Source organism: Williamsia sp. MIQD14 (genome assembly GCF_051025635.1).
Taxonomy (GTDB): Bacteria; Actinomycetota; Actinomycetes; order Mycobacteriales; family Mycobacteriaceae; genus Williamsia_A.
Genome location: NZ_JBPFDG010000001.1, coordinates 75985 through 100237 on the forward strand (window position 1 = coordinate 75985; position 24253 = coordinate 100237).

Here is a 24253-nt window from a genome sequence, read left to right on the forward strand (position 1 = left end):
GCATGCACGAAAAATGTCGGCATCGCTCCCGTGACGACGCGGGCGGTGCCCGCCCCGCGCGTTCGCGCGAGACGACTCCGCCCCCGCGACGGTGGTGTCTGTCGCGGGAGCGGACCGGTCGAGCGGGAGGCGCCGGCTAGCGCTTCTTGCGGGCCTTCGGCGGTTTGGTGCCCGCGGTGCGGGTACCCGACCGCGCGGCGGCACGACGTTCGCGGCGGCTCGCGGAGACGCCCGCGGTGTCCGCGCCGTCGGCGATCTGTCGCGTGCTGCCGTCCTCGGCGGGCCCGGTGTAGACCAGATCCTGCTGCTCGTCGTCGAAGCCTCGTGCCCGCAGCGCCGTCGGGGCCGCCGACTTGGTCATCGCGACCGCGCTCTGCGCCTCCTCGGTGGGCAGGGGACGCGGGGCGACCGGCGGGGCGACGGGGGCGGCCACCGGAGCCGGGGCCTGCTCGGACGGCGCGGCCTCGACCGCGACGTTGAACAGGAAGCCGACCGACTCCTCCTTGAGGCCCTCGAGCATGCCCTGGAACATGTCGAAACCCTCGCGCTGGTACTCCACCACCGGGTCGCGCTGGGCCATCGACCGCAGGTGGATGCCCTCGCGCAGGTAGTCCATCTCGTAGAGGTGGTCGCGCCATTTGCGGTCGAGCACGCTGAGCAGGATGGTCCGTTCGAGCTGGCGCATCGCGCCCTCGCCGGCCATCGCGTCGATCTCCGCCTCACGCTTGGCGTAGGCCTCGCGCGCGTCGGCGACCAGCTTCTCGGTCAGTTCCTCGGCCGAGACGTCCTCACGCTCACCGAACTCGTTCTCGCCGACGATCTCCTTGTAGTCGAGCTCGATCGGGTAGAGCGTGCGCATGGCGGTCCACAGCTGCTCGAGATCCCAGTCCTCGACGTAGCCGACGGCGGTGGCGCCGGCGACGTAGGCGGTGACCACGTCGTCGATCATGCGCAGCACCTGCTCACGGTGGTCCTCGCCCTCGAGGATGGTGCGGCGCTCGCCATAGATGACCTTGCGCTGCTCGTTCATCACCTCGTCGTACTTGAGGACGTTCTTGCGGACCTCGAAGTTCTGCTGCTCGACCTGGGTCTGCGCGCTGCGGATGGCCTTGCTGACCATCTTCGCCTCGATCGGGACGTCGTCGGGCAGGTTGACGCGGTTCATGATCGACTCCAGTGCCGCGCCGTTGAACCGCCGCATCAGCTCGTCGCCGAGCGACAGGTAGAACCGCGACTCACCCGGGTCACCCTGACGACCCGAGCGACCGCGCAGCTGGTTGTCGATACGACGCGACTCGTGGCGTTCGGTGCCGAGCACGTAGAGACCGCCGGCCTCGCGCACCTTCTCCGCGTCGGCGGCGACCTCGGCCTTCACCGACTCGATGACCTCGTCCCACGCCGCCTCGTACTCCTCCGGTGTCTCCACCGGGTCGAGACGCTGCTTGCGCAGGCGCACGTCGGCGATGACATCGGGGTTGCCGCCGAGCACGACGTCGGTGCCACGGCCGGCCATGTTGGTGGCGACGGTGACCGCGCCGGACCGACCGGCCTCGGCGATGATCTGCGCCTCCTGCTCGTGGAACTTCGCGTTGAGGACGGTGTGCGGGATCCCGCGCTTGGTGAGCTGACGCGCCAGGTACTCCGAGCGCTCGACGCTGGTGGTGCCGATCAGGACCGGCTGCCCCTTCTCGTGTCGCTCGGTGATGTCGTCGACGACCGCAGCGAACTTCGCCTCCTCGGTCTTGTAGATGAGGTCGGTCTGATCGGCGCGGATCATCGGCTTGTTCGTCGGGATCGGCAACACGCCCAACTTGTAGATCTGGTCGAGCTCGGCGGCCTCGGTCTGCGCGGTACCGGTCATGCCGGCCAACTTCTCGTACATGCGGAAGTAGTTCTGCAGCGTGATGGTGGCCAGGGTCTGGTTCTCGGCCTTGATCTCGACGCCCTCTTTGGCCTCGATGGCCTGGTGCAGACCCTCGTTGAACCGACGTCCGTCGAGCACGCGACCGGTGAACTCGTCGACGATGAGGACCTCGCCGTTGCGGACGATGTAGTCCTTGTCGCGCTCGAAGAGCTCCTGGACCTTGATGGCGTTGTTCAGGTAGCTGACGAGCAGCGAGTTCGACGCGTCGTAGAGGTTCTCGATGCCGAGCTGGTCCTCGACGAACTCCACACCGGCCTCGTGCACGCCGATGGTCTTCTTGCGGATGTCGACCTCGTAGTGGACGTCCTTCTTGAGGTGCGGCGCGATCCGGGCGAACTCGGTGTACCACTTGCTCGACCCGTCGGCCGGGCCCGAGATGATCAGCGGGGTGCGGGCCTCGTCGATGAGGATCGAGTCGACCTCGTCGACGATGGCGTAGGCGTGGCCGCGCTGCACGAGGTCGGCGAGCGAGTGCGCCATGTTGTCGCGCAGGTAGTCGAAGCCGAACTCGTTGTTGGTGCCGTAGGTGATGTCGGCGGCGTAGGCCTCGCGGCGCTGGTCGGGCGTCATCCCGGTGAGGATGACCTCGGTCTGCAGGCCGAGGAAGCGGTGCACGCGTCCCATCCACTCGGCGTGGAACTTGGCGAGGTAGTCGTTGGTGGTGACGACGTGGACGCCCGCGCCGGTGAGCGCGTTGAGGTAGGCCGGCAGAACACAGGTCAGGGTCTTGCCCTCACCGGTCTTCATCTCGGCGATGTTGCCGAAGTGCAGTGCCGCACCGCCCATGATCTGCACGTGGAACGGCTTCTGGCCGAGAACGCGCCACGCGGCCTCGCGGGCGACGGCGAACGCCTCCGACAGCATGTCGTCGAGCGACTCGCCGTCGGTGTATCGCTCGGTGAACTCGGCGGTCTTGGCGCGCAGTTCGTCGTCGGTGAGCGCCTCGATCTCGTCGGACAGCGACTCGACGTGTGTCGCGATCGCGTCCAGACGTTTGACCATCCGGCCCTCGCCGACTCGCAGCATCCTGTTGAGCACTGTTGATCCCTCTGTCCGAATTTCGTGGCTGTGTGGGCGTGTGGCATGCGCGCGCACCCCGATGGGTGCGGCCGCAGATCCCCACCATGGTACTGACGGGGTCCTGACGCGACGCAGCCGCGACGGTTGTCACCGCCGCGGCTGCGTTCTCGGGCGTCCTCAGGGTGGTCAGGCGAGACGTATCAACCCGTAGTCGAAGGCGTGACGGCGGTAGACCACCGAGGGCCGATCGGACTCCTTGTCGTGGAAGAGGAAGAAGTCGTGGCCGACGAGTTCCATCTCGTAGAGCGCATCGTCGACGGTCATCGGTACGGCCTCGTGGTCTTTGATGCGCACCACCTGCCCGGGCCCGTGGTCGTCGAGTGCGGTCTCGGCGGGATCGGTCGTGGTGTCGGGCATCGTGTCGGTGAGGTCGAGGGTCTCGATGTCGGCGGTCGCCTCGGCGACCGAGACCGGGGTGCGCAGGCCGTGGTGCACGCGGCGGCGGTCCTTGGTGCGTCGCAGACGCGACTGCAGCCGGTCGACGGCGGATTCCAGCGCGGCGTAGAAGTTCTCCGAGCACGCCTCGGCGCGCACGACGGGGCCCTTGCCGCGCACGGTGATCTCCACGCGTTGGCAGACCTTGGACTGGCGTCGGTTGCGCTCGTGGTGCAGTTCGACGTCGAAGGCATAGATCGTGGGATCGAATCGCTCGACACGGGAGAGCTTGTCGCCGACGTGCACACGGAAGTGCTCGGGTACCTCGACATTGCGGCCGGTGACGGTGACGGTCGCGACCGGCTGACCGGGGATGTGGTCAGGGTCGGCGGACACGAAGGCCGAGCTGCGGTCGAAGGGATCGGGGGCCGCCGGCGCCTGATCGGCTCGGGGCGGTGTGTGCGGGGTGGACGGCTCGCGGGGCGTCGGTACGGGACGCTGGGCGGGGTTGCTCGCCCGGGGCGCGGCATCGGTTCCTGCGCGGGGGGTCGTGTTCAGCCCTGCTCGAATGGTTTTCACTGCTGTCGACACTCGGTTTACCTCCTGGTCTGGGGTGTTCCGCGGGCGTCGCGACTCGCACGGACGAGATGTCGCACGAAAGGGATCGCGGACGGCCACGGTCGGGGTCGGTGCCGTTGCTCGGATGGGGGCCGGTGTCCGACCTCCGTTCCTCGCGCAATCGCTCGTGACCTGTAGAGCGTGAGATCGATTGCATCGCAACGACACTTCTGGGGGGAGCGGCCTCACCTCCACATGTCGGGCGATGCTGTTCGAGATCACCGCCGACGGCACCGCGCGGGCGCGGGCTGGTCGTCACGACCTCCTCGGCGTGACGCGCGATGTCGACGAGTGTGATTCCTCAAGGTAGTCGCTGGGCCATCCGGTCGCCATGATTTGCGTGTCAACATTTCATCGAGTTTTCATGTCGATCCGTCGACCTCATCGCGTGTCGCGCGGAGTGTCGTGCCCGGGATGTCGGGTTCGGCTGCCGGGGTGGCCCGCACGCGGGTTCATGCACCGGCCACCACGAGCACCGCGTGGACACCGACACCGACCGCGGCGAGCACCCGCAGCGACTCGGTCGCGGTGGCACCGGTCGTCAGCACGTCGTCGAGCAGGACGACCGCGGTGTCGGGCGCGCGCAGTCGCGCGAGTGCCGCGGGCCGCGCGGTCACGGTGATCGCGTGTGCGAGGTTGTCGACGCGGGCGCGCGCGGACAGCCCGGCCGAGTCCTGCGCCCACGCCGAGGTGCGCAACGCGCCGACGACGGACACCCGGGGACCGAGGAGGTCGGCGGCGGCCCGGGCGATGGCGGTCACCGGGTCACCCCCGCGGCGACGTGCCGCCCACCAGCGGGTCGGTGCCGGCACCAGGATCAGCGAACCGGTCGCGCGCGGCAGTTCCGACCATGCCGCCAGCCGGACGAGGTCGCGGGCCACGGCCGCACCGAGGATCGGCACCAGGTCTCCGCGGCCGTGTTCCTTGAGCGCGAGCACCGCGCCCCGACACGGGCCGACGTAGCGCCCGACGGCCCACGTGGTGACCGGTGGTGGCACGCGCGGGGTCAGTTCGACGGGGTCGTCGCGCAGGGTGGCGTCGCACCGCGCGCACCACCGCGTGCCCGGGCGGGCGCAGCCGCCACAGTGCAGCGGTACCGCGAGATCGGCGGCGGCGTACGCGACCCTGCGAGCCCCCTCGAGCCAGACGGGTCGTCGCGACATGCCGCCATCGTCGTCGCGTCGACACGACGTCCTCGTCCCGCCGCGGCGGTGGGCAGCAGTTGTCCACAGATGCGCGCGTTCGGTTCGTGCGTCGGCGACGGCGCGGTCAGCAGGCGATCACTGGGGCAGGACCGGGATGGCCTGCGACCCCATCGTCGGGGCGACCTCGTTCCAGTACTGGTCGGGCTGGCCGTCGGTGCTGCCGAGCCGGAGGATGCCGCGGCTGTCGGCGGCGTAGAGCGTGGAGCGGTCCCCCACCACCGCGGTGACCGGCGGGGTCAGGTTGCCGCTGAGCAGACCGACCGCCGGTGTCCCGTCGACGCTGACCTGCACGATCGGGGAGTCGGAGGTGCTGCGGGCGACGACGACGGTGTCGCCGGACACCCAGTCGAGGGAGACGGCCTCGCCGCCGATGTTGAACGCGGCGTCGCGCGCACCGGTCAGCGCCTGCGTGTCCGGTCCGGTGGTGGAGATGACGGCGAGAATCGGTGTGCCGCCGACGATCACGGCGGCGCGCGCCCCATCGCGCGACACCTGGACCTCGGTGATGTCGCCGCGCGCCACGAGGGCCAGGGCGCCGGTGTCGACGGTTCGCGGGGCCTGCAGGGCGCCGGTGGCGTCGCGCGAGAAGCGCTGCAGGCGACCGTCGACGACAGCCCACACGGTGTCGTCGTCGGGTCCGAACGACGGCCGCGAGATCGTGCGTCCCGACGCCACCGTCACCGGTGTCGCACCGAGATCGCCGAGTTGCAGTTGCATCGCGGGACCGCCCGCGGGGCCACGGGTGACCGCGGCGACGCGCTTGCCGTCCGACGACACCGACGCCGACAACAGTGCGCCGGAGGTGCCCAGTGGACCCTCGACCGGGGTGAGGCCGGTTCCCGTCACGCGGGCGAGCGACCCCGACCGGATGACCATCAGCGCAGGCGACGACTGCGCGGCACCCGAGGGATCAAGTGACGCGACGTCACCGGTGGTCCATCCCGACGAGTACCGCTCGTTGAGCGGCGCGCCGTCGGCGTCGATGACATAGGGGCCCGGGACGTCGGCGCGGTCGAGGGACCACACGACCTGGGCGGCGAGGAGGGTGCGGTCGCGTTCGGACAGCGAGCTCAGCCCGGTCAGCTGCAGCCGCACCCCGCCCGATCCGATGCCCTCGATCGATCCCCGCAGCGCCGCCGTGGAGGGGAACGCGGAATCGACCGCGCGGGACAGTTCGTCCGAGGGCCCGGAGATGAGCATGTCGACCAACTGGTCGCTGACGTCGTTGCCGGTCGAGTACAGCCACCGGGGGTCGGCGACGAGGCGGTCGCCCGACACCGACGGGAAGTACACGTTGCGCGCGCGGTAACTCGACACGAACTGGGTGCGATCGACCATCGCGCCGGCGGGCAGCGCGCCGTCGATCCGCCACTGCCCGTTGACCAGTCGCATCGTCAGCCGCGACTCCACCTTGCCGGTCGCGGGGATGAGGTGGCCGTTGGGTTGCAGCACACCGGTGTTGTCGGCGATCAGCCGGGCGGTGAAGGTGTCGTCGGTGCGGCCGTCGGTGAGCACGCTGATCGAGTCGAGGATCAGCGAGCCGCCGCGGTCGTCCCATCCGTCCGACGCCGACGACGTGAGGTACTGCCGCGCGGCGAGGTGGCCCGAGCCGGGGTTGGCCGAGGCCTTGAGGAAGTCACGGACGAGCGCCTCGGGGCTCATCCCGGGCAACGGACTCGGCACCGACACCGCCGGCGCCCGACTGGGCAGTGTGCCGATCGGCTGAGGGCTCGAACTGGTCGGGATCGACACGCATCCGGCGCTCACGGTCACCGCGACGCAGATCGCGGCCAGCACCGCGACCGGGAGCCGACGCCGCCGTCGTGGGGCATCACTCACGTCCGGTGACCTTACGTGCGCCGATCGGCTTGAGCGGCAAAGGACTTCCCAACACCTTGTGCCCGCGGACCAGGGGGAGCGTCAGGCGGAAACTCGCCCCCGAGCCGGGTTCACCCCACGCCTCGAGGCGCCCGTTGTGCAGCCGCGCGTCCTCGATGCTGATGGCCAGGCCGAGCCCGGTGCCGCCGGAACGGCGGAAACGCGACGGGTCGGATCGCCAGAACCGGTTGAAGACGAGCTTCTCCTCCCCCGGCCGCAGTCCGATGCCGCGGTCGCGGACGGTGATGGCCACCGCGTCGCCGTCGCTGCGCATGGTCAGCGTCACCGGTTTCTGCTCGCCGTGGTCGATCGCGTTGGCCAACAGGTTGCGCAGGATGCGTTCCACGCGCCGCGGATCGATCTCGGCGATCACCGGTTCGGACGGGAGATCGAGAACCAGCGGGGTGTCGGTGTCGGCGGCGAGGTGGCGGACGGTGGCGAGCGCGCCGTCGATGGGGATGCTCATCGGGATCTTCTCGGCGGCCAGTTCGGCGACACCGGCGTCGTGGCGGGAGATCTCGAGGAGTTCACCGAGCAGCGTCTCGAAACGGTCGAGTTCGCTGTTCATCAGCTCCACCGACCGCTTGTTCACCGGGTCGAGGTCGTCGCGCGACTCGTAGAGGACGTCGGCGGCCATGCGCACGGTGGTGAGCGGGGTGCGCAGTTCATGGCTGACGTCGGAGGTGAACTGACGCTGCAGTCCACCGAACTCCTCGAGGGTGCTGATCTGCTTCGAGAGGCTCTCGGCCATGTCGTTGAACGACATCGCCAACCGTGCCATGTCGTCCTCACCCCGCACCGGCATGCGTTCCTTGAGTCGACCGTCGGCGAAGCGCACCGCGATCCGTGACGCCGACCGCACCGGGATCACCACCTGCCTCGACACCAGCATGGCGATGGCCGCCAGCAACACGATCAGCACCAGACCGCCGGTGAACAGGGTGCCGCGCACCAGCGAGACGGTGCTCTCCTCGTTGGTCAGCGGGAACACCAGGTAGAGCTCGAGACCCGCGACGCCGGTCGCGGTCGGGGTGCCGATGATGAGTGCGGGTGAGCGTTTGCCGCCGCTCTCGGCGACCGAGGAGTAGCGGTAGGCGATCCGACCGCCGCGCACCATCGCGCGCAGGTTGTCGGGGATCTCGTCGGCCGGCCCCACCGACGCCGAGTCCTGCGGACCGGCGGGCACCAGGAGGACGGTGTCGAAGGTGCCGACCACGCCGGATGCGGGGGTGGTGCCGACGTCGCGGTCGGTGAGGATCGAGCGCGTCTGCTGCAGCCGATTGGTGATCGAGGCGTTGGTGTCGCCGCCGGCGAGGTCGCGTTCGACCGAGGTGCGGGCCCGGTCGATCTCCTCGGTGGCCGCGCGCAACTTCTGGTCGAGCAGCCGGTCGGTGATCTGGCTCGTGAGGACGAACCCGAGAATCAGCAGCACCACCAGGGACAGCACCATCGTCGACACGACCACACGCAGCTGCAGCGACCGACGCCAGAGACGTCCGGTGACGCGACCTGTCGCCGACCACCGCCGCAGGAAACGCGGGAAGGTCGGGTTGATACGGCGACGACCGCGCCCGATGCGGGCAGACCGGGAGGGGTTGGCGCGGATCACGGCGGGCCGGCCTTGTAGCCGACCCCCCTCACCGTGAGCACGACCTCGGGGTTCTCCGGGTCGAGCTCGACCTTCGCGCGCAGGCGCTGGACGTGGACGTTCACCAGGCGGGTGTCGGCGGGATGCCGATATCCCCAGACCTGCTCGAGGAGCACGTCACGGGTGAACACCTGGCGCGGTTTGCGGGCGAGTGCGACCAACAGGTCGAACTCCAAGGGCGTCAACGAGATCGGGTTGCCCTCGCGCGTCACCTTGTGGGCGGGGACGTCGATCTCGATCGGACCGATCGACAGCAGTTCGGCGGGCTCGTCGTCGGTGCGACGCAACCGGGCGCGCACGCGGGCGACGAGTTCCTTGGGCTTGAACGGCTTCACCATGTAGTCGTCGGCGCCGGACTCGAGACCGAGGACGACGTCGACGGTGTCGCTCTTCGCGGTGAGCATCACGATCGGGACACCGGAATCGGCACGCAGGACCCGACACACGTCGATGCCGTTCATCCCGGGCAGCATCAGGTCGAGCAGCACGAGATCGGGGCGGATCTCCCTGACCGCGGCCAACGCCTGGGTGCCGTCGCCGACGACGAACGGTTCGAAGCCCTCACCGCGCAGCACGATCGTGAGCATCTCGGCGAGCGCCGCGTCGTCGTCGACGACGAGAATCCTGGGCTTCATGTCACCCATGGTGACATTGCGACGGGTGAACGGGCGGGTGGCGCGCCGACGCCCGCGGGTCTCCGACCGGCACGTCACCGCACATCGATGACGGCGCGTCCGTGTGCAGGTGAGCGCACTTGCCGTGTGCGGCTGGCTAGCATCGGCGGTGTGGGAGTTCTCATCGCGGTGGAAGGTCTCGACGGCGCCGGCAAACGGACCCTGGTCGACGGGTTGACCCAGCGGTGGACCGCGACCGGCCATCGCGTGGCGACGATGGCGTTCCCGCGATACGGCGAATCGGTCCACGCCGACATCGCCGCGGAGGCCCTGCACGGTGAGCACGGCGATCTCCGCTCGAGCCCGTACGCGATGGCGATGTTGTTCGCCCTCGACCGGCGAGGTGCGGCCGGGCTCATCCGCGAACGTCTCGCCGGGTGCGACGTGTTGCTCCTCGATCGGTATGTCGCCTCCAACGCGGCCTACACCGCCGCGCGGTGTGAGCAGGACGCCGACGGTGAGGCCGTCGGGTGGGTCGCCGAGATCGAGTACCACCGGTTCGGTCTGCCGGTACCCGATCACCATCTGCTCATCGACGTGACCGCCGAGGTCGCGATGGGTCGTGCGCGCTCACGTGCCGACCTCGACGCCTCGCGTGCCCGCGACGCCTACGAACGCGACACCTTGTTGCAGAACCGCGTCGACGAGCTGTATCGCGCTCTGGCGCGGCGCGACTGGATGGCCCCGTGGTCGGTGGTCGACACCGCCGGCGCGCTCGCCGTCGCCGATGATCTGCTCACCGAGTAGACACACTCGCGCTACCGAAAAACGCTCCCGCGACCGGGATTCCGGTCGCGGGAGCGTTTTGCGGTCGCGGGAGCGGTCAGATCAGACCGCGCCGCCGATCAGTAGCGGTAGTGATCAGGCTTGTAGGGGCCCTCGACGTCGACGTTGATGTACTCGGCCTGCTCCTTGGTGAGCTTGGTGAGCGTGCCACCGAGCGCCTCGACGTGGATCTTGGCGACCTTCTCGTCGAGGTGCTTGGGGAGGCGGTAGACCTCGTTGTCGTACTCGTCGTTCTTGGTCCAGACCTCGATCTGGGCGATGACCTGGTTCGAGAAGCTGTTGCTCATCACGAACGACGGGTGACCGGTGGCGTTGCCGAGGTTCAGCAGACGACCCTCCGAGAGCACGATGATCGACTTGCCGTTGTCGAAGATCCACTGGTCGACCTGCGGCTTGACCACGACGCGCTTGGCGCCGGAGTTCTCGAGGCCGGCCATGTCGATCTCGTTGTCGAAATGGCCGATGTTGCCCAGGATCGCCTTGTCCTTCATCTGGCGCATGTGATCGAGGGTGATGATGCCCAGGTTGCCGGTCGAGGTGATCACGATGTCGGCCTTGCCGATCGCGTCCTCGACGGTGACGACGTCGTAGCCGTCCATGAGCGCCTGCAGTGCGTTGATCGGGTCGATCTCGGTGACCTGGACGCGTGCGCCCTGACCGGCGAGCGACTCGGCGCAGCCCTTGCCCACGTCGCCGTATCCGGCGATGAGGACCTTCTTGCCGCCGATGAGGACGTCGGTGGCGCGGTTGATGCCGTCGATCAGCGAGTGGCGGGTGCCGTACTTGTTGTCGAACTTGCTCTTGGTGACCGAGTCGTTGACGTTGATGGCCGGGAAGGTCAGCTCGCCGGCGGCGGCGAACTGGTACAGGCGCAGCACGCCGGTGGTGGTCTCCTCGGTGACACCCTTGACCGACTCGGCGATCGTCGACCACTTGGTCTTGTCGGTCTCGAAGCGCTCGCGCAGCTGGTTCAGGAAGATCGTGTACTCGGCCGAGTCGTTGTCCTCGACCGGCGGGACGACGCCCGCCTTCTCGAACTGCGCGCCGCGCAGCACCATCATGGTGGCGTCGCCGCCGTCGTCGAGGATCATGTTGCAGGGCTCGCCGGGCCAGGTGAGCATCTGCTCGGCGCACCACCAGTACTCCTCGAGGCTCTCGCCCTTCCACGCGAACACCGGGATGCCCTTGGGCTCCTCGGGGGTGCCGTGCGGGCCGACGACGATGGCCGCGGCGGCGTGGTCCTGGGTGGAGAAGATGTTGCACGACGCCCAGCGGACCTCGGCACCGAGCGCGGTCAGCGTCTCGATCAGCACCGCGGTCTGGGTGGTCATGTGCAGCGAGCCGGAGATGCGCGCACCCTTCAGCGGGGCCACATCTGCGTACTCACGACGCAGCTCCATCAGTCCGGGCATCTCGGCCTCGGCCAGGTCGATCTCCAGTCGGCCGTATGCGGCGAGCGACAGGTCCGCGACCTTGAAGTCGATCCCGCCGAGGTTGTCCGCACTGAGGCTTGTCTGCACCGATGTCATCTACTACTCCTGGTTGGCGATCGGACCGGTCGGGCCCGAGTGTCACGTTAGAGGCTAACGAACTCGCCGCTCAAGCGCGAAAAACGGCCGGTGAACGACCGGCTTCGCCGGTGATGGTGACCGTGGACCGTCGACGCCCCTGTGAACACCCACAACCGCCCGGCCGCCGACGTCGATGCGCCGGGCCGGTGCCGTCGGGGTCAGCCCGGGGGCGACTTCGACAGTGTCGGTGAGTCGACCGACGCCACCTCTCCCCGCTCACGACGGCCGACCATCGAGTGCCGTCGGCTGTAGAGGAAGTAGAAGGCGACACCGATCACCATCCAGATCACGAAGCGGATCCAAGTGAGCGCCGACAGGTTCAGCATCAGCCACACACACGACACGATCGCCAGGATCGGGATGACCGGCATCCACGGGACGGTGAAGCCCCGCGACAGATCCGGTCGCGTGCGACGCAGCACCAGGACGCCCGCGGCGACCACGACGAACGCGAACAGCGTGCCGACGTTGACCATCTCCTCGAGCTTGTTGATCGGGAAGAACGCGGCGACGACCGCGACCACACCACCGACGATGAGCTGGATGCGTGCCGGTGTGCCGAACTTGCTGGTTTTCGACAGACCACGCGGTAGCAGACCGTCACGCGCCATCGCGAACAGCACGCGGGACTGACCGAGCATGAGGACCATGACCACCGTCGTGAGACCCGCCAGGGCACCGATGGAGATCGCCTTCTCGGCCCAGGTGATGCCGTTCAGACCGAACGCGTAGGCCAGGTTCTTGGCCTCACCGTCACCGGCGGAGGTCGCGAGATCCTTGTAGCTGACCATGCCGGTGACCACGATCGTCACGAGGACGTACAGGACGGTCACGATGCCCAGCGAGAAAAGGATGCCGCGCGGCACATCGCGCTTGGGGTTCTTGGTCTCCTCGGCCGTGGTCGCGACCACGTCGAAGCCGATGAAGGCGAAGAACACGATCGACGCCGCAGCGAGCAGGCCGTACCAGCCGTAGTTGGAGTCGCCGCCGCCGGTCATGAGGGAGAACAGGGTCGACTCGACCGAACTCCCACCACTCTCGGTCGGCTCGGACTTCGGGATGAACGGGCCGTAGTTCGAGGTCTTGATGTAGAAGAAGCCGACGACGATCACCAGTAGGACGACGGTGACCTTGATCGCGGTGATCACCGCGCTGACGCCCGACGACAACTTCGTGCCCAGCACCAACAGCGCGGTGATGGCCACGACGATCACCAGGGCGCCCCAATCGACGTCGAGTCCGGCGACCTCGGCGGTGCCGCCGGAGAAGCCGAACACCGTGCCGAGGTAACTCGACCACCCCTTCGACACCACGGCGGCACCGACGGCGAACTCGAGGATCAGATCCCAGCCGAGGATCCAGGCCAGGAACTCACCGAACGTCGCGTAGCCGAAGGTGTAGGCCGATCCGGCGACCGGCACCGTCGACGCGAACTCCGCGTAGCAGAGCGCGGCGAGACCGCAGGCGATCGCGGCCATGATGAACGAGACGGAGATGGCGGGGCCGGCCTTGTCGCCCGCGGTCGACGCGGTGATGGTGAAGATGCCGGCACCGATGACGACCGAGACACCGAAGACGGTGAGGTCCCACCACGACAGGCTCTTCTTCAGCTGCGAACCGGGCTCGTCGGTGTCGGCCATCGACTGCTCGACCGACTTGGTCCGGGTGAGGGAGTGTCGCAGTGACCGCGACGGCTGGGAGGACTGCGATCGCGTCACGACGATCTCCTGACGGTGGTGCGAAGGGAAGGGAAGGGATGCGAGCGAGAAGGGTGCGAAACGGACGGGACATGGTGTCGACGACATTGCCACGCCGAGCCCGTCCGGTGTCAGTTTCCGCGGTCCCCGGTGTGTTCTCGATAAATGTCGGGTTCCAGATAGATGACGCGCGCGATCGGCAGCGACGCGCGGATGCGCGCCTCCGCGGAATTTATGGTGTCGGCGATGGTCACCGCCGTCGCCCCGGCGGGGATGCCGAGCTTGGCCGCCACGAGCAACTCGTCGGGTCCGAGGTACTGGGTCTTCATGTGGATCACGCGGTCGATCCCGGGTTCGGCCTCCAGCGCCGCGAACAGCGCTCGTTCGTCGGCGGCGGTGGCCCCCTCGCCGATGAGCAGGCTGTGCATCTCGACGATGAGGATGACCGCGATGACACCGAGCAGGATGCCGATGGCGAGCGTCCCGATGCCGTCCCAGATCGGGTCACCGGTCAGCGTGGCGAGTCCGACACCGCCGAGGGCGAACGCGAGGCCGATGAGTGCACCGGTGTCCTCGAGCAACACCACGGGCAGCTCGGGGTTGCGGGAGTTGCGGATGAACCGCCACCACGACGCCGAGCCCTTCAGCGGCTTCGATTCACCGAAGGCGGTACGAAAGCTGTAGCCCTCCAGGCAGATCGCGACGCCCAGGATGACCACGGCCACGATCGGCGACTCGAGTTCGTGCGGGTGCACGATCTTCTCGTAGCCCTCGTAGATGGCGAACAGCGAACCGAGGGTGAACAGCACCATGGCCACGACGAACGAGTAGAAGTACCGGCTCCGGCCATATCCGAACGGATGCAGACGGTCGGCGGACTTGGCGGCCTCACGCTGACCGAGCAGGAGGAGTCCCTGGTTGGACGTGTCGGCCACCGAGTGCACCGCCTCGGCGAGCATCGACGACGAGCCCGTGACGGCGAAACCCACGAATTTCGCGACCGCGATCCCGGCGTTGGCGGCCAGCGCGGCCACGATCGCCTTCTTCGAACCCTCTGCCGACATCGACATCCCTCCTGCTCACCGCGGGCGTGGCCGCCTGCTCCGGCCGTCACGACCTGTCGATGACCCTACTGCCGGGCGGAGACTCCACTTCCTGCACCGAGGGTGTGCGGTAGTAAACTGTGGGCGCTTGTGCGCGAAGCACGCTTCGCGCCGCAGGCAGGGGAGGAACCGAGCGACGTGGTCGTCGAAGCCGACGGCGGCGTCGCCGATGACCGCACGACTATCAGGGGATGTCCGTTGAGCTACGACAAGAGCGCTATCTCGTCGACACCGCCGTGGTTGCAGCAGCCACCGCGGGACGACACCACCGGCAACGACGACTCGGCCGCACGCGCCGCCGGGCGCCACACCGATCACGAACCGAACGACGACGCCGACGCGGCGGCCGCGGTGGGACGCGGTTCCGGTCACCGACCCCCGCCGCCCTCGTGGCTGGCCGGGTCGCCCGACCCCGCGCCCACCCAGGATGAGCGCGCCGACGACGACGTCGCCGACGCGACCCGTTGGGTCACCACGTCGGCTCCCACGCCGCAGGCGCCCGACAGCCGGGACCGGGGACCCTCCGAGGCCGCCGCCCCACAGGCCGACCCGGGGCCCGCACCCGCGCAGGGCTTCGGCCCCCCGCCGGGCGCACCGACCCAGCCTCCGTCGACCCCGCCACCCTGGGCCGCGCCCGACGCCGACCGGCGGCCCGCGCAGGCACCACCCGCTCCGTGGGGTCAGCCCCCGGCGCCGCCGCAGTACGCCGGCCCGCCCCCGCAGTTCACCGGCCCGTCCGAGCAGTTCGGTGGCCCGGCCCAGCCGTTCGACGGACCACCGCACACCGAGGCGCCGCCGCAGTTCACCGGCGGTCCGCAGTTCGACGGGCCGCCGCCTCAGGGCCCGCCCCAGCAGTTCGATCAGCAGCCGCCGTTCCAGGGCGCGCCCCCGCAGTTCGGCGGACCGCCGGCGTTCGACCCGAACGGGCCCGACGGCTCGCAGCATTTCACCGGCGGACCGCACGTCAACGGTGCACAGCACGTCGACGGCCCGCCGCAGTTCCAGGGCCCGCCGCCGTTCGAGCACCAGCCCCGGTTCGAGCCGCCCCAGCAGTTCGAGGCACCTCAGCAGTTCGAGCCGCCCCAGCAGTACGAGCCGGCCCAGCAGTTCGAGACACCCCGCCAGGGCCCGGCCGGACCTCCGCCGATCAGTCCGGCCTCGGATCCTCTCGCCTCGCCGGGCGGGTTCGCGCCCGCCGGACCGCCTCCGGGCTACGCCCCGCAGGGCTACGCGCCCAACGGATACGGGGCACCCACCCAGCCCGGTCCCCCGCCCGCGCCTCACGGCCAGTCGGGATTCGGCCCGTCGGGCTTCACGTACACGACCCCGGGTGTCGACGGTCCGTACCCTCCCGCGAACGGGACGGCGTCGCTGGACCAGGTGGCGCTGTTGCGCAAGGCACGTCGCGCACCGAACAGCGGATGGCGTCGCGCGGTGCACCGGATGTCGGCGGGTGCCATCAACCCGGGCGACTCCCCCGACGATCTCGTCCACAACCAGCTCATCGAGCGGGTCAACCGCCCGGTGCGCGGCGACTACCGGATCGCGGTGCTGTCGCTGAAGGGCGGCGTCGGCAAGACGACGACCACCGTGGGCCTCGGCTCGGTCTTCGCCTCGCTGCGTGGCGACCGCGTGATCGCCGTCGACGCCAACCCCGACCTGGGGACCCTGGCGCAGCGCATCCCGCAGCAGACCCGGTCGACGGTGCGCGATCTGCTCGCCGACAACTCGATCTACCGCTACAGCGATGTGCGCGCACACACCTCGCAGGCGCCGAGCCGTCTCGAGGTGCTCGCCTCCGAGCGCGACCCCGCGGTCGCGGAGGCGTTCAGCGAGGAGGATTACCGCGGCGTCATGAAGGTGTTGCAGCGCTTCTACAACATCATCATCACCGATTGCGGTACGGGACTGAGCCATTCGGCCATGAACGGCGTTCTGGATCTCGCGAACTCGCTGATCCTGGTGAGCTCGCCCGCCATCGACGGCGCCCGCAGCGCCGGGGCGACGCTCGACTGGTTGCAGGCCCACGGCTACGGCCACCTCGTCAGCCGCGCGGTCGTCGTGCTCAGTTCGTCACGCTCGGGTGCATCGACGATCGACACCAACCAGCTGAGCCAGCACTTCCTCACGCGCTGCCGGGCGGTGCAGTCGATCCCCTTCGACGATCATCTCGCCGAGGGTGCCGAGGTGGACCTCGATCTGCTGGGCAAGGGCGCGCACCGATCGTTCGTGGAGCTCGCGGCCACGGTGGCCGACGACTTCTCGGCGACCAACCTGCGGCGCACCGAGCCCTACCTGCGGTAGCGCCGAGATCGGGAGATCAGCGGCCGGCGTCCACTGTGACGTCGGCCGCCTCCCCGGGCGACGCCTGCGCCGTGGCGGCGTCGGCGTTGCGTGCTCGGCGGCGCATCACTCCGCGGCGGACGAGATGCGCCGAGAGCGGGACGACGACGGTGCAGGCCGAGGCCAGGATCATCCAGTCGATGTTGTCGGCGATGAACGAGACGTTGCCGAGCAGGTAGCCGAGCACGATGATGCCCGCGCCCCAGAACGCGCTGCCGAGCACGCTGAACACGGTGAACGCCGCCCATCGCATGCCGGTGAACCCGGCCAGGACGGGGACGAGGGTGCGCACGATGCCGATGAAGCGTCCGAAGAACACCGTCAGCGCGCCGTACCGGTCGAAGAATCGGCGGGTGCGGTCGACGGGTTCGGGTCCGATGAACCGCATGACCCGGCCCTGCATCACGCCCTCGCCGAGGCGGCGGCCGATGAGGTAGCCGCACTGATCGCCCAGCGCCGCCGAGATCGGCACCACCACGCAGGGCAGCCACAGCGGGGCGTAGGGGTCGGGGGCGGCGGCGAGGATGCCGGCGGTGAACAGCAGGGAGTCGCCGGGGAAGACGAATCCGATGAGCAACCCGGTCTCGAAGAACACGAGGACGCAGAGCCCGATGAGGCCGCCCGTCGCCAGGAAAGAGTCCACGTCGAACGGGTTCACGCCCACCGACGATACGCACGCACATGCCCCCACCCCGGGCCGCGAGAGCGGTTTCACCACCCGACCATCGGGAGTTCACCGGGTGGTCATCGACGCCGAAACGCCCCATGGGTCGGCGAAGTGACCCAACCTGCGGTTTACTCGAAACAGCAGGACACACAGTGTGCTCCGCACAGAAGAGGTCGTCGATGCAGCCCAGGAACCGAATCGTGACGCGCAAGCGGCGGTCGTCGCTGCGTCCGGTCCCGACGCGGGCGCAGACACAGCGGGTCGAATACCGCACCATCCACGGCTACCGTCGCGCCTACCGCACCGCGGGCAGCGGACCGGCGGTGCTGCTCATCCACGGCATCGGCGACAACTCCTCGGCATGGACCGAGGTGATCGACCTGCTCGCCCCGCACTTCACCGTCATCGCGCCCGACCTCCTCGGACACGGTCTGTCGGACAAGCCGCGTGCCGACTACTCCGTCGCCGCCTACGCCAACGGCATGCGCGACCTGATGTCGGTGCTCGGCGTGCGTCGGGTGACGGTGATCGGGCACTCGCTCGGCGGTGGTGTCGCGATGCAGTTCTGCTACCAGTTCCCCGAACTGGTGGAACGCCTCGTCCTGGTGGCCGCCGGTGGCGTCACCCGCGATGTGAGTCCCCTGCTGCGGGTGCTGGCCCTGCCCGGTGTGCACCAGGTGATCGCCGGGCTGCGGATGCCGGGCCTGTTGCCGGCCGCGCAGGCGGTCGGACGCCTCGCGGTGCTCGGAACCGTCGTCGCCCGCATGCAGTCGCTTCCCGCACCGACCGCGGTTCGCTCGCAGCTGCACGATGCGACCGAGGTGCTGCGGATCGTCAACGGTCTCATCGACCCGACCGCGCACGCCGCGTTCATGCGGACCCTGCGCGCGGTGGTCGACTGGCGTGGACAGGTCGTCACCATGCTCGACCGCTGCTATCTCACCGAGCGGCTGCCGGTATTGCTCGTGTGGGGCACCGCCGACACCGTGATCCCCTACGAACACGCACTCCTCGCACACTCGGCGATGCCGCATTCGCAGCTCGAGACCTTCACCGGCGCCGGGCATTTCCCATACCACGACGACCCCGACCGGTTCGTGTCCGCGGTGGAGGCGTTCATCGCCGGGACCACCCCGATGGTCCACGATTCGAACGAGTGGAGCCGTCTGCTGGCGCAGGGCCCGGTCGACGACGACCTCACCGGCGGCGCCGCGGTACAGATGGCCGTCCTCGACGCGATGGCCGACGAGCGGAGCGCCACATGAGCGACCGCGACGCCGACAGGGACGAGATCGACTGGGACCCCTGGTGGGACAGCCCCGAGTTCCGACCGCACCCACCGAAGGGCTCGAGCGGCTACTCGCTGCCCGGGATGGCCGGTGTCGACGACCCGTGGGCCCCGTGGGGTCGCGACCCGGCGACCGGCACCCCGTTGTCGTCGCGCTCGAAGCGGACCGCAGGGCTGCTGCAGCTCACCCTCGGTGGATTCGGTGCAGGCCGGTTCTATCTGGGGCACATGGTGATCGGGGTCGCGCAGCTGCTCACCCTGATCCTCGCGTGGTACCTCGCGCTGACCCACCCGTTGGGCGTCTACGCCCTGTTGGGGCTGGCGACCTGGACGCTCGTCGACTCCATCACGATGCTCTCCGGTGGGACCCGCGACGGCCGCGGACTGGTGCTACGACCCTGACCTCGGTTCGTCGCCGCAGCACCCGACGGCGCCGCGGACCTCGCGGGTGACCGCGCCGCGCGCGGCCCACTGATCCGGCGGCGGGTAGTCGACCCCGACCAACGTCAATCCGCACGCCGGCGCGACCGGCACCGCGCTCGCGCGGGAGGTCTCCCCGAGCAGACCAGCACACCAGTCCACCGACCGTCGGCCCTCGCCGACGGTCGCGACCGCTCCCACCAGTGACCGCACCATCGACCAACAGAACGCGTCGGCGACGACCTCGGCGACGGCGATCCCGGCGTCGTCGCGGGTCCACGAGAACCGTTGTAGGTCACGGACGGTGGTGGCGCCCTCGCGGCGTTTGCAGAACGCGGCGAAGTCGTGCAGGCCGATCAGCGTCGCGCTCGCGGCGTTCATCGCTGCCACGTCGAGTTGCCGCGACCACGTCGCGGTGTCGCGGGCCGACACCGGCTCGGCACCCCACGCGGCATCGGTGAGTCGGTATCGGTAGTGGCGGCGCAGCGCGGAGAAGCGGGCATCGAAGTCGGTCGACACCACCGCGGCGGCCTTGATGCGGACATCGGTGGGCAGCATGCGGGCGGTGCGCCGGATGAGCTGCGACGGGTCGTTCTGCAGTGAGCGGGTGTCGAGCGCGGACGCCGCGATGTCGCAGTGCGCGACCTGCGCGATCGCGTGGACACCGGCGTCGGTGCGGCCGGCGACGGTCAGCACGACGGGTTCGCGCAGGATCGTTGTCAGCACCGCCTCGATCTCGCCACACACCGTGCGCTGACCGGGCTGACGCGCCCACCCAGCGAAATCCGTCCCGTCGTAACCGATGTCGAGTCTCAGGCGGACGCGATCGGCGGAGCCGACAACAAACCCGCCGCTGACGGTGTCAACGGCGGGTTCGTCGGGATACATCATCTGCGAGCGATCAGCTCACTTGTCGTCAGCAGACTTCTCGTCAGCAGACTTCTCGTCGGAGATCTCCGCGGCACTCTCGGCCCACGACTCCTCGGTGGTGCCCTCGGCGACGGCGTCGGCGTTCTCGACCGCCGCGTCGTCGGCGTCGGCCTCGACCTGTGCCACCACGTTGTTGTCGTCGGCGGCAGCGGCCTCGGCGGCCTCGGCAGCCGGGGTGGCGGCCTTCTGCGACGCGGCCACACGGGTCGCGCGGCTGGCCTCACTCGACGCGGTGGCGCCGGTGACGAGCTCGATCACGGCCATGGGGGCGTTGTCGCCCTTGCGCGGCAGCGTCTTGATGATGCGGGTGTAGCCGCCCTCACGCTCGGCGAACGACGGACCGATCTCGGCGAACAGCTTGTGGACGACGTCCTTGTCGCGGATGTCCTTCAGCACCTCGCGACGGTGGGCCAGGTTGCCCGCCTTCGCGTGGGTGATCAACTTCTCCGCGTACGGACGCAGGCGCTTGGCCTTCGACTCCGTGGTGGTGATCCGCTCGTGCTCGAAGAGCGACGTGGCCAGGTTGGCCAGCATCGCCTTCTGGTGCGAGGCCGAACCGCCGAGGCGGCGCCCCTTCGTGGGCTTGGGCATTGATTTCTCCTGTTGGTCCGGTCCGGCGCGTCACGCGCAGACCGAGAAAAGTGGGTTAGAGCTGCTCGGTCTCTGCGTAGTCTTCGCCGGAGTCCGCGTCGCCGAAGGCGGCGGGATCCGACCAGGTGCCGGTCGCGGCGTCGTATCCGGCGACCTGCGACGGATCGAAGCTGGCCGGGCTGTCCTTGAGTGCGAGGCCGAGCGCGTGCAGCTTGACCTTCACCTCGTCGATCGACTTCTGACCGAAGTTACGGATGTCCAGGAGGTCGGACTCGGTGCGGGCGACGAGCTCGCCCACGGTGTGCACACCCTCACGCTTGAGGCAGTTGTACGACCGGACGGTCAGCTCCAGATCCTCGATCGGGAGGCTGAACGACGCGATGTGATCTGCCTCGGCGGGCGACGGGCCGATCTCGATGCCCTCCGCCTCGACGTTGAGCTCACGGGCCAGACCGAACAGCTCCACCAGGGTCTTGCCGGCCGAGGCCAGCGCATCCCGTGCGGTGATGGAGTTCTTGGTCTCGACGTCGAGCACCAGACGGTCGAAGTCGGTGCGCTGCTCGACGCGGGTGGCCTCGACCTTGTAGGTCACCTTGAGGACCGGCGAGTAGATCGAGTCGACCGGGATACGGCCGATCTCGGCGCCGGACGCCTTGTTCTGCACGGCGGGGACGTAGCCACGACCACGCTCGACGACGAGCTCGACCTCGAGCTTGCCCTTGTCGTTCAGGGTCGCGATGTGCAGATCGGGGTTGTGCACGGTGACACCGGCCGGGGGCACGATGTCGGCACCGGTGACAGCACCCGGTCCCTGCTTGCGCACGTACATGGTGACCGGCTCGTCCTCCTCGGAGCTGACCACGAGGCCCTTGAGGTTCAGGATGATGTCGGTGACATCCTCCTTGACCCCGGGGACCGTGGTGAACTCGTGGAGCACACCGTCGATGCGGATGCTGGTGACCGCTGCGCCGGGGATCGACGACAGCAGCGTGCGCCGCAGCGAGTTGCCGAGGGTGTAGCCGAAACCGGGCTCGAGGGGCTCGATGACGAACTTCGAGCGATCCTCGGCGACGATCTCCTCGGAGAGTGTGGGTCGCTGTGAGATGAGCATGTAAGGGTGTTCCTCCTGTGTGGACGTCCGCTATTTGACGCCCGAGAGACCGAACAGCGTGTGCCGTCCGGGGTGGGACGATCCGCGCCGGGGAACCCGACGCGGATCGGACCGCATTACTTCGAGTAGTACTCGACGATGAGCTGCTCGGTGAGCGGCACATCGATCTGCGCACGCGACGGAACCGAGTGCACCAGGATGCGCAGGGTCGACGGGACCACCTGCAGCCAGCCCGGCACCACCCGATCGCCCTGGATCTCGCGGGCGATCTGGAACGGCACGGTCTGCAGCGACTTCGGACGCACGTCGACGATGTCGTACTGCGACACCCGGTAGCTGGGCACGTCGACCTTCACACCGTTGACGGTGAGGTGGCCGTGGGTGACCATCTGTCGCGCCTGACGACGCGTCCGAGCGAGGCCCGCGCGGTACACGACGTTGTCGAGACGGGTCTCGAGGATGGCGAGCAACTCGTCACCGGTCTTGCCGTTGCGACGGTTGGCCTCTTCGTAGTAGCGACGGAACTGCTTCTCCATCACGCCGTAGGTGAAGCGGGCCTTCTGCTTCTCCTGCAGCTGCATCAGGTATTCGCTCTCCTTGATGCGCGCGCGGCCGTGCTGGCCCGGCGGGTAGGGGCGACGTTCGAATGCCTGGTCTCCGCCGATGAGGTCGACGCGCAGACGGCGCGACTTCTTGGTTGCGGGTCCGGTATAGCGAGCCATGGTTTTTCCTTACCTTTCCCGCTTAGACGCGACGCCGCTTGGGCGGGCGGCAGCCGTTGTGGGGGGCGGGGGTGACGTCGGAGATCGTGCCCACCTCGAGGCCGGCGGCCTGAAGCGAACGGATCGCGGTCTCTCGGCCCGAACCCGGGCCCTTCACGAAGACGTCGACCTTCTTGACGCCGTTCTCCTGGGCCTTGCGAGCGGCGTTCTCGGCAGCGAGCTGCGCGGCGAACGGGGTGCTCTTACGCGAACCCTTGAAGCCGACATGGCCCGAGGACGCCCATGAGATGACGTTTCCGGCCGGGTCGGTGATCGACACGATCGTGTTGTTGAACGTGGACTTGATGTGCGCCTGGCCGAGCGGGACGTTCTTCTTCTCGCGGCGACGCGACGTGCCCTTCTTGGGGCCCGCGCTACGTGACTTGGGGGGCATTACTTCTTCTTCCCGGCGATGGTCTTCTTGGGTCCCTTACGGGTGCGGGCGTTGGTCTTGGTGCGCTGTCCACGGACGGGCAGACCACGGCGATGCCGGATCCCCTGGTAGCAGCCGATCTCGATCTTGCGACGGATATCGCCCTGCACCTCGCGACGCAGGTCACCCTCGACCTTCACCGAGGCCTCGATGTACTCGCGAAGCTTCGCGACATCGGCGTCGGTCAGGTCCTTGGCGCGCAGGTCGGGGCTGAGCCCGGTGCCGGCCAAGATCTCCTTGGAAGTGGTACGACCCACCCCGTAGATGTAGGTCAGTGCGATCTCCAAGCGCTTCTCGCGCGGGAGATCGACACCAGAAACACGTGCCATCTGGCATTCCTTTTCGTTTCGAAGGTCTGCTCCCAGTCCGTCCCCGCGAATCGAGATTCGGGGCTCCGGCCTTCGTCCAGAGGTGGGCGATCACGCGGTTGTGGTCGCTGGTGCTGGGAGTTTCATGGTGGTGCTCGATGTTCAGTTGTCGTTCGTACTCAAGCGATCTGTGATGCGACGCGATGGTCGTATCGAGTGCAGATCAGCCCTGACGCTGCTTGTGGCGCAGGTTGTCGCAGATCACCATGACCCGGCCGTTGCGGCGGATCACCTTGCACTTCTCACAGATCGGCTTGACGCTCGGGTTGACCTTCACGTCGTTGTGCCTCTCGGTGGTGGGGTTCCTCGGGCACGCCGGAGCGCGCCGTCGGAGGGTGGTGCCACCCGGGTGGATACCCGGGAAGTCGCTACTTGTAGCGGTAAACGATCCGACCGCGGGCGAGATCGTAGGGCGAGAGCTCCACGACCACGCGATCCTCGGGCAGGATGCGGATGTAGTGCTGCCGCATCTTGCCGCTGATGTGCGCGAGCACCTTGTGACCGTTCTCCAGCTCGATGCGGAACATCGCATTCGGCAGGGGCTCGACCACGCGGCCTTCGACCTCGATGGCGCCGTCTTTCTTGGCCATGTCCTCCACAATCTCTGTCACCGCACTGCAGCGACGACATCTCGTTTACCGTGTCGGTACGCACGTCGGCCGATGATGTGAGCAAGACTGCTGTTCACCGAGTCGATTCGCCGGAACCGCGCCCACATCGAACAACCTGTGGACACGGCAGTACCGGCGCGAAGCGCACCAGCGTTCCACTTTACGCTGCCT

Annotated in this window: 22 protein-coding genes; 4 read left to right on the plus strand and 18 right to left on the minus strand. The window is 68.6% G+C overall.

Features of this window, described 5'->3' with window-relative positions; genetic code table 11:
* Positions 1 to 136 precede the first annotated feature (136 nt).
* The 6 genes from secA to mtrA form a co-directional block, all read right to left on the minus strand.
* On the minus strand, positions 137 to 2962 hold the full coding sequence (secA, locus tag ACQ7HM_RS00365) for a preprotein translocase subunit SecA (RefSeq protein ID WP_434214290.1): 2826 nt from the start codon (positions 2960 to 2962) through the stop codon (positions 137 to 139).
* A gap of 168 nt (positions 2963 to 3130) precedes the next feature.
* Positions 3131 to 3775 carry a ribosome hibernation-promoting factor, HPF/YfiA family gene (gene hpf / locus ACQ7HM_RS00370; protein WP_434215583.1) on the minus strand — a complete coding sequence of 215 codons (645 nt, stop codon included), beginning with the start codon at positions 3773 to 3775 and terminating at the stop codon, positions 3131 to 3133.
* A gap of 674 nt (positions 3776 to 4449) precedes the next feature.
* Positions 4450 to 5160, minus strand: a complete 711-nt coding sequence (locus ACQ7HM_RS00375; RefSeq protein ID WP_434214291.1) for a ComF family protein — start codon at positions 5158 to 5160, stop codon at positions 4450 to 4452.
* A 117-nt stretch (positions 5161 to 5277) separates the two neighbouring features.
* Entirely contained in the window at positions 5278 to 7041 is a 1764-nt protein-coding gene (gene lpqB / locus ACQ7HM_RS00380; RefSeq protein WP_434214292.1) for an MtrAB system accessory lipoprotein LpqB, read from the minus strand.
* Positions 7034 to 8689, minus strand: a complete 1656-nt coding sequence (gene mtrB, locus ACQ7HM_RS00385; protein WP_434214293.1) for an MtrAB system histidine kinase MtrB — start codon at positions 8687 to 8689, stop codon at positions 7034 to 7036. The genes lpqB and mtrB overlap by 8 nt, the downstream gene beginning before the upstream one ends.
* Positions 8686 to 9372: an MtrAB system response regulator MtrA gene (gene mtrA / locus ACQ7HM_RS00390; protein ID WP_434214294.1), complete on the minus strand. Its 687-nt coding sequence runs from the start codon at positions 9370 to 9372 to the stop codon at positions 8686 to 8688. Before mtrA ends, mtrB begins: the two co-directional genes overlap by 4 nt.
* A gap of 141 nt (positions 9373 to 9513) precedes the next feature.
* Here mtrA and ACQ7HM_RS00395 point away from each other — a divergent pair, with 141 nt between their 5' ends.
* Positions 9514 to 10149, plus strand: coding sequence for a dTMP kinase (locus ACQ7HM_RS00395; RefSeq protein ID WP_434214295.1), 636 nt, complete (start codon positions 9514 to 9516; stop codon positions 10147 to 10149).
* 98 nt (positions 10150 to 10247) lie between these two features.
* Here the strand turns inward: ACQ7HM_RS00395 and ahcY are convergent, their stop codons facing one another.
* The 3 genes from ahcY to ACQ7HM_RS00410 all read right to left on the minus strand — a co-directional run bounded on the left by ahcY (position 10248) and on the right by ACQ7HM_RS00410 (position 14520).
* Complete coding sequence (gene ahcY / locus ACQ7HM_RS00400; protein WP_434214296.1) at positions 10248 to 11717, minus strand: adenosylhomocysteinase; 1470 nt, start codon at positions 11715 to 11717, stop codon at positions 10248 to 10250.
* 200 nt (positions 11718 to 11917) lie between these two features.
* Positions 11918 to 13399 carry an APC family permease gene (locus ACQ7HM_RS00405; RefSeq protein ID WP_434215584.1) on the minus strand — a complete coding sequence of 494 codons (1482 nt, stop codon included), beginning with the start codon at positions 13397 to 13399 and terminating at the stop codon, positions 11918 to 11920.
* A 188-nt stretch (positions 13400 to 13587) separates the two neighbouring features.
* Complete coding sequence (locus tag ACQ7HM_RS00410; protein ID WP_434214297.1) at positions 13588 to 14520, minus strand: cation diffusion facilitator family transporter; 933 nt, start codon at positions 14518 to 14520, stop codon at positions 13588 to 13590.
* Positions 14521 to 14649: 129 nt separating this feature from the next.
* On the opposite strand from ACQ7HM_RS00410, the gene ACQ7HM_RS00415 reads away from it, so the two are divergent.
* Positions 14650 to 16863 carry an AAA family ATPase gene (locus ACQ7HM_RS00415; RefSeq protein ID WP_434214298.1) on the plus strand — a complete coding sequence of 738 codons (2214 nt, stop codon included), beginning with the start codon at positions 14650 to 14652 and terminating at the stop codon, positions 16861 to 16863.
* Between the two features lie 16 nt (positions 16864 to 16879).
* Here the strand turns inward: ACQ7HM_RS00415 and ACQ7HM_RS00420 are convergent, their stop codons facing one another.
* Positions 16880 to 17560 (minus strand): DedA family protein, encoded by a 681-nt coding sequence (locus ACQ7HM_RS00420; RefSeq protein WP_434214299.1) that lies wholly within the window; start codon positions 17558 to 17560, stop codon positions 16880 to 16882.
* 209 nt (positions 17561 to 17769) lie between these two features.
* Here ACQ7HM_RS00420 and ACQ7HM_RS00425 point away from each other — a divergent pair, with 209 nt between their 5' ends.
* Together ACQ7HM_RS00425 and ACQ7HM_RS00430 are read left to right on the plus strand one after the other, a co-directional pair.
* A complete protein-coding gene (locus tag ACQ7HM_RS00425; RefSeq protein WP_434214300.1) occupies positions 17770 to 18834 on the plus strand; it encodes an alpha/beta fold hydrolase in 1065 nt (354 codons plus the stop codon).
* The gene (locus tag ACQ7HM_RS00430; RefSeq protein WP_434214301.1) at positions 18831 to 19259 is read left to right on the plus strand and encodes a TM2 domain-containing protein; all 429 of its coding nucleotides are present in this window, start codon (positions 18831 to 18833) and stop codon (positions 19257 to 19259) included. The genes ACQ7HM_RS00425 and ACQ7HM_RS00430 overlap by 4 nt, the downstream gene beginning before the upstream one ends.
* On the opposite strand, the gene truA is transcribed toward ACQ7HM_RS00430, so the two are convergent.
* The 8 genes from truA to infA all read right to left on the minus strand — a co-directional run bounded on the left by truA (position 19248) and on the right by infA (position 24061).
* Positions 19248 to 20168, minus strand: coding sequence for a tRNA pseudouridine(38-40) synthase TruA (gene truA, locus ACQ7HM_RS00435; protein WP_434214302.1), 921 nt, complete (start codon positions 20166 to 20168; stop codon positions 19248 to 19250). The genes ACQ7HM_RS00430 and truA overlap by 12 nt on opposite strands.
* Before the next feature lie 15 nt (positions 20169 to 20183).
* Positions 20184 to 20798, minus strand: a complete 615-nt coding sequence (gene rplQ, locus ACQ7HM_RS00440; RefSeq protein WP_434214303.1) for a 50S ribosomal protein L17 — start codon at positions 20796 to 20798, stop codon at positions 20184 to 20186.
* Positions 20799 to 20853: 55 nt separating this feature from the next.
* On the minus strand, positions 20854 to 21909 hold the full coding sequence (locus ACQ7HM_RS00445) for a DNA-directed RNA polymerase subunit alpha (RefSeq protein WP_045823654.1): 1056 nt from the start codon (positions 21907 to 21909) through the stop codon (positions 20854 to 20856).
* 116 nt (positions 21910 to 22025) lie between these two features.
* Positions 22026 to 22631, minus strand: coding sequence for a 30S ribosomal protein S4 (gene rpsD, locus ACQ7HM_RS00450; RefSeq protein WP_045823655.1), 606 nt, complete (start codon positions 22629 to 22631; stop codon positions 22026 to 22028).
* Between the two features lie 22 nt (positions 22632 to 22653).
* On the minus strand, positions 22654 to 23064 hold the full coding sequence (gene rpsK / locus ACQ7HM_RS00455; protein WP_434214304.1) for a 30S ribosomal protein S11: 411 nt from the start codon (positions 23062 to 23064) through the stop codon (positions 22654 to 22656).
* Entirely contained in the window at positions 23064 to 23432 is a 369-nt protein-coding gene (gene rpsM, locus ACQ7HM_RS00460; protein WP_045823657.1) for a 30S ribosomal protein S13, read from the minus strand. The genes rpsK and rpsM overlap by 1 nt, the downstream gene beginning before the upstream one ends.
* A gap of 202 nt (positions 23433 to 23634) precedes the next feature.
* Positions 23635 to 23748 (minus strand): 50S ribosomal protein L36, encoded by a 114-nt coding sequence (rpmJ, locus tag ACQ7HM_RS00465; protein ID WP_013127970.1) that lies wholly within the window; start codon positions 23746 to 23748, stop codon positions 23635 to 23637.
* 91 nt (positions 23749 to 23839) lie between these two features.
* Positions 23840 to 24061: a translation initiation factor IF-1 gene (infA, locus tag ACQ7HM_RS00470; protein WP_007616247.1), complete on the minus strand. Its 222-nt coding sequence runs from the start codon at positions 24059 to 24061 to the stop codon at positions 23840 to 23842.
* Positions 24062 to 24253: the final 192 nt, after the last annotated feature.

Bases quoted from the DNA above. Each gene is read 5' to 3' on its own strand.
- ACQ7HM_RS00445 (WP_045823654.1), bottom strand. From the start codon at position 21,909: ATGCTCATCTCACAGCGACCCACACTCTCCGAGGAGATCGTCGCCGAG.
- ACQ7HM_RS00375 (WP_434214291.1), bottom strand. From the start codon at position 5,160: ATGTCGCGACGACCCGTCTGGCTCGAGGGGGCTCGCAGGGTCGCGTAC.
- rpsD (WP_045823655.1), bottom strand. From the start codon at position 22,631: ATGGCTCGCTATACCGGACCCGCAACCAAGAAGTCGCGCCGTCTGCGC.
- mtrA (WP_434214294.1), bottom strand. From the start codon at position 9,372: ATGGGTGACATGAAGCCCAGGATTCTCGTCGTCGACGACGACGCGGCG.
- rpsK (WP_434214304.1), bottom strand. From the start codon at position 23,064: ATGCCCCCCAAGTCACGTAGCGCGGGCCCCAAGAAGGGCACGTCGCGT.
- ahcY (WP_434214296.1), bottom strand. From the start codon at position 11,717: ATGACATCGGTGCAGACAAGCCTCAGTGCGGACAACCTCGGCGGGATC.
- truA (WP_434214302.1), bottom strand. From the start codon at position 20,168: ATGATGTATCCCGACGAACCCGCCGTTGACACCGTCAGCGGCGGGTTT.
- rplQ (WP_434214303.1), bottom strand. From the start codon at position 20,798: ATGCCCAAGCCCACGAAGGGGCGCCGCCTCGGCGGTTCGGCCTCGCAC.
- ACQ7HM_RS00430 (WP_434214301.1), top strand. From the start codon at position 18,831: ATGAGCGACCGCGACGCCGACAGGGACGAGATCGACTGGGACCCCTGG.
- rpsM (WP_045823657.1), bottom strand. From the start codon at position 23,432: ATGGCACGTGTTTCTGGTGTCGATCTCCCGCGCGAGAAGCGCTTGGAG.
- infA (WP_007616247.1), bottom strand. From the start codon at position 24,061: ATGGCCAAGAAAGACGGCGCCATCGAGGTCGAAGGCCGCGTGGTCGAG.
- ACQ7HM_RS00405 (WP_434215584.1), bottom strand. From the start codon at position 13,399: ATGGCCGACACCGACGAGCCCGGTTCGCAGCTGAAGAAGAGCCTGTCG.
- ACQ7HM_RS00410 (WP_434214297.1), bottom strand. From the start codon at position 14,520: ATGTCGGCAGAGGGTTCGAAGAAGGCGATCGTGGCCGCGCTGGCCGCC.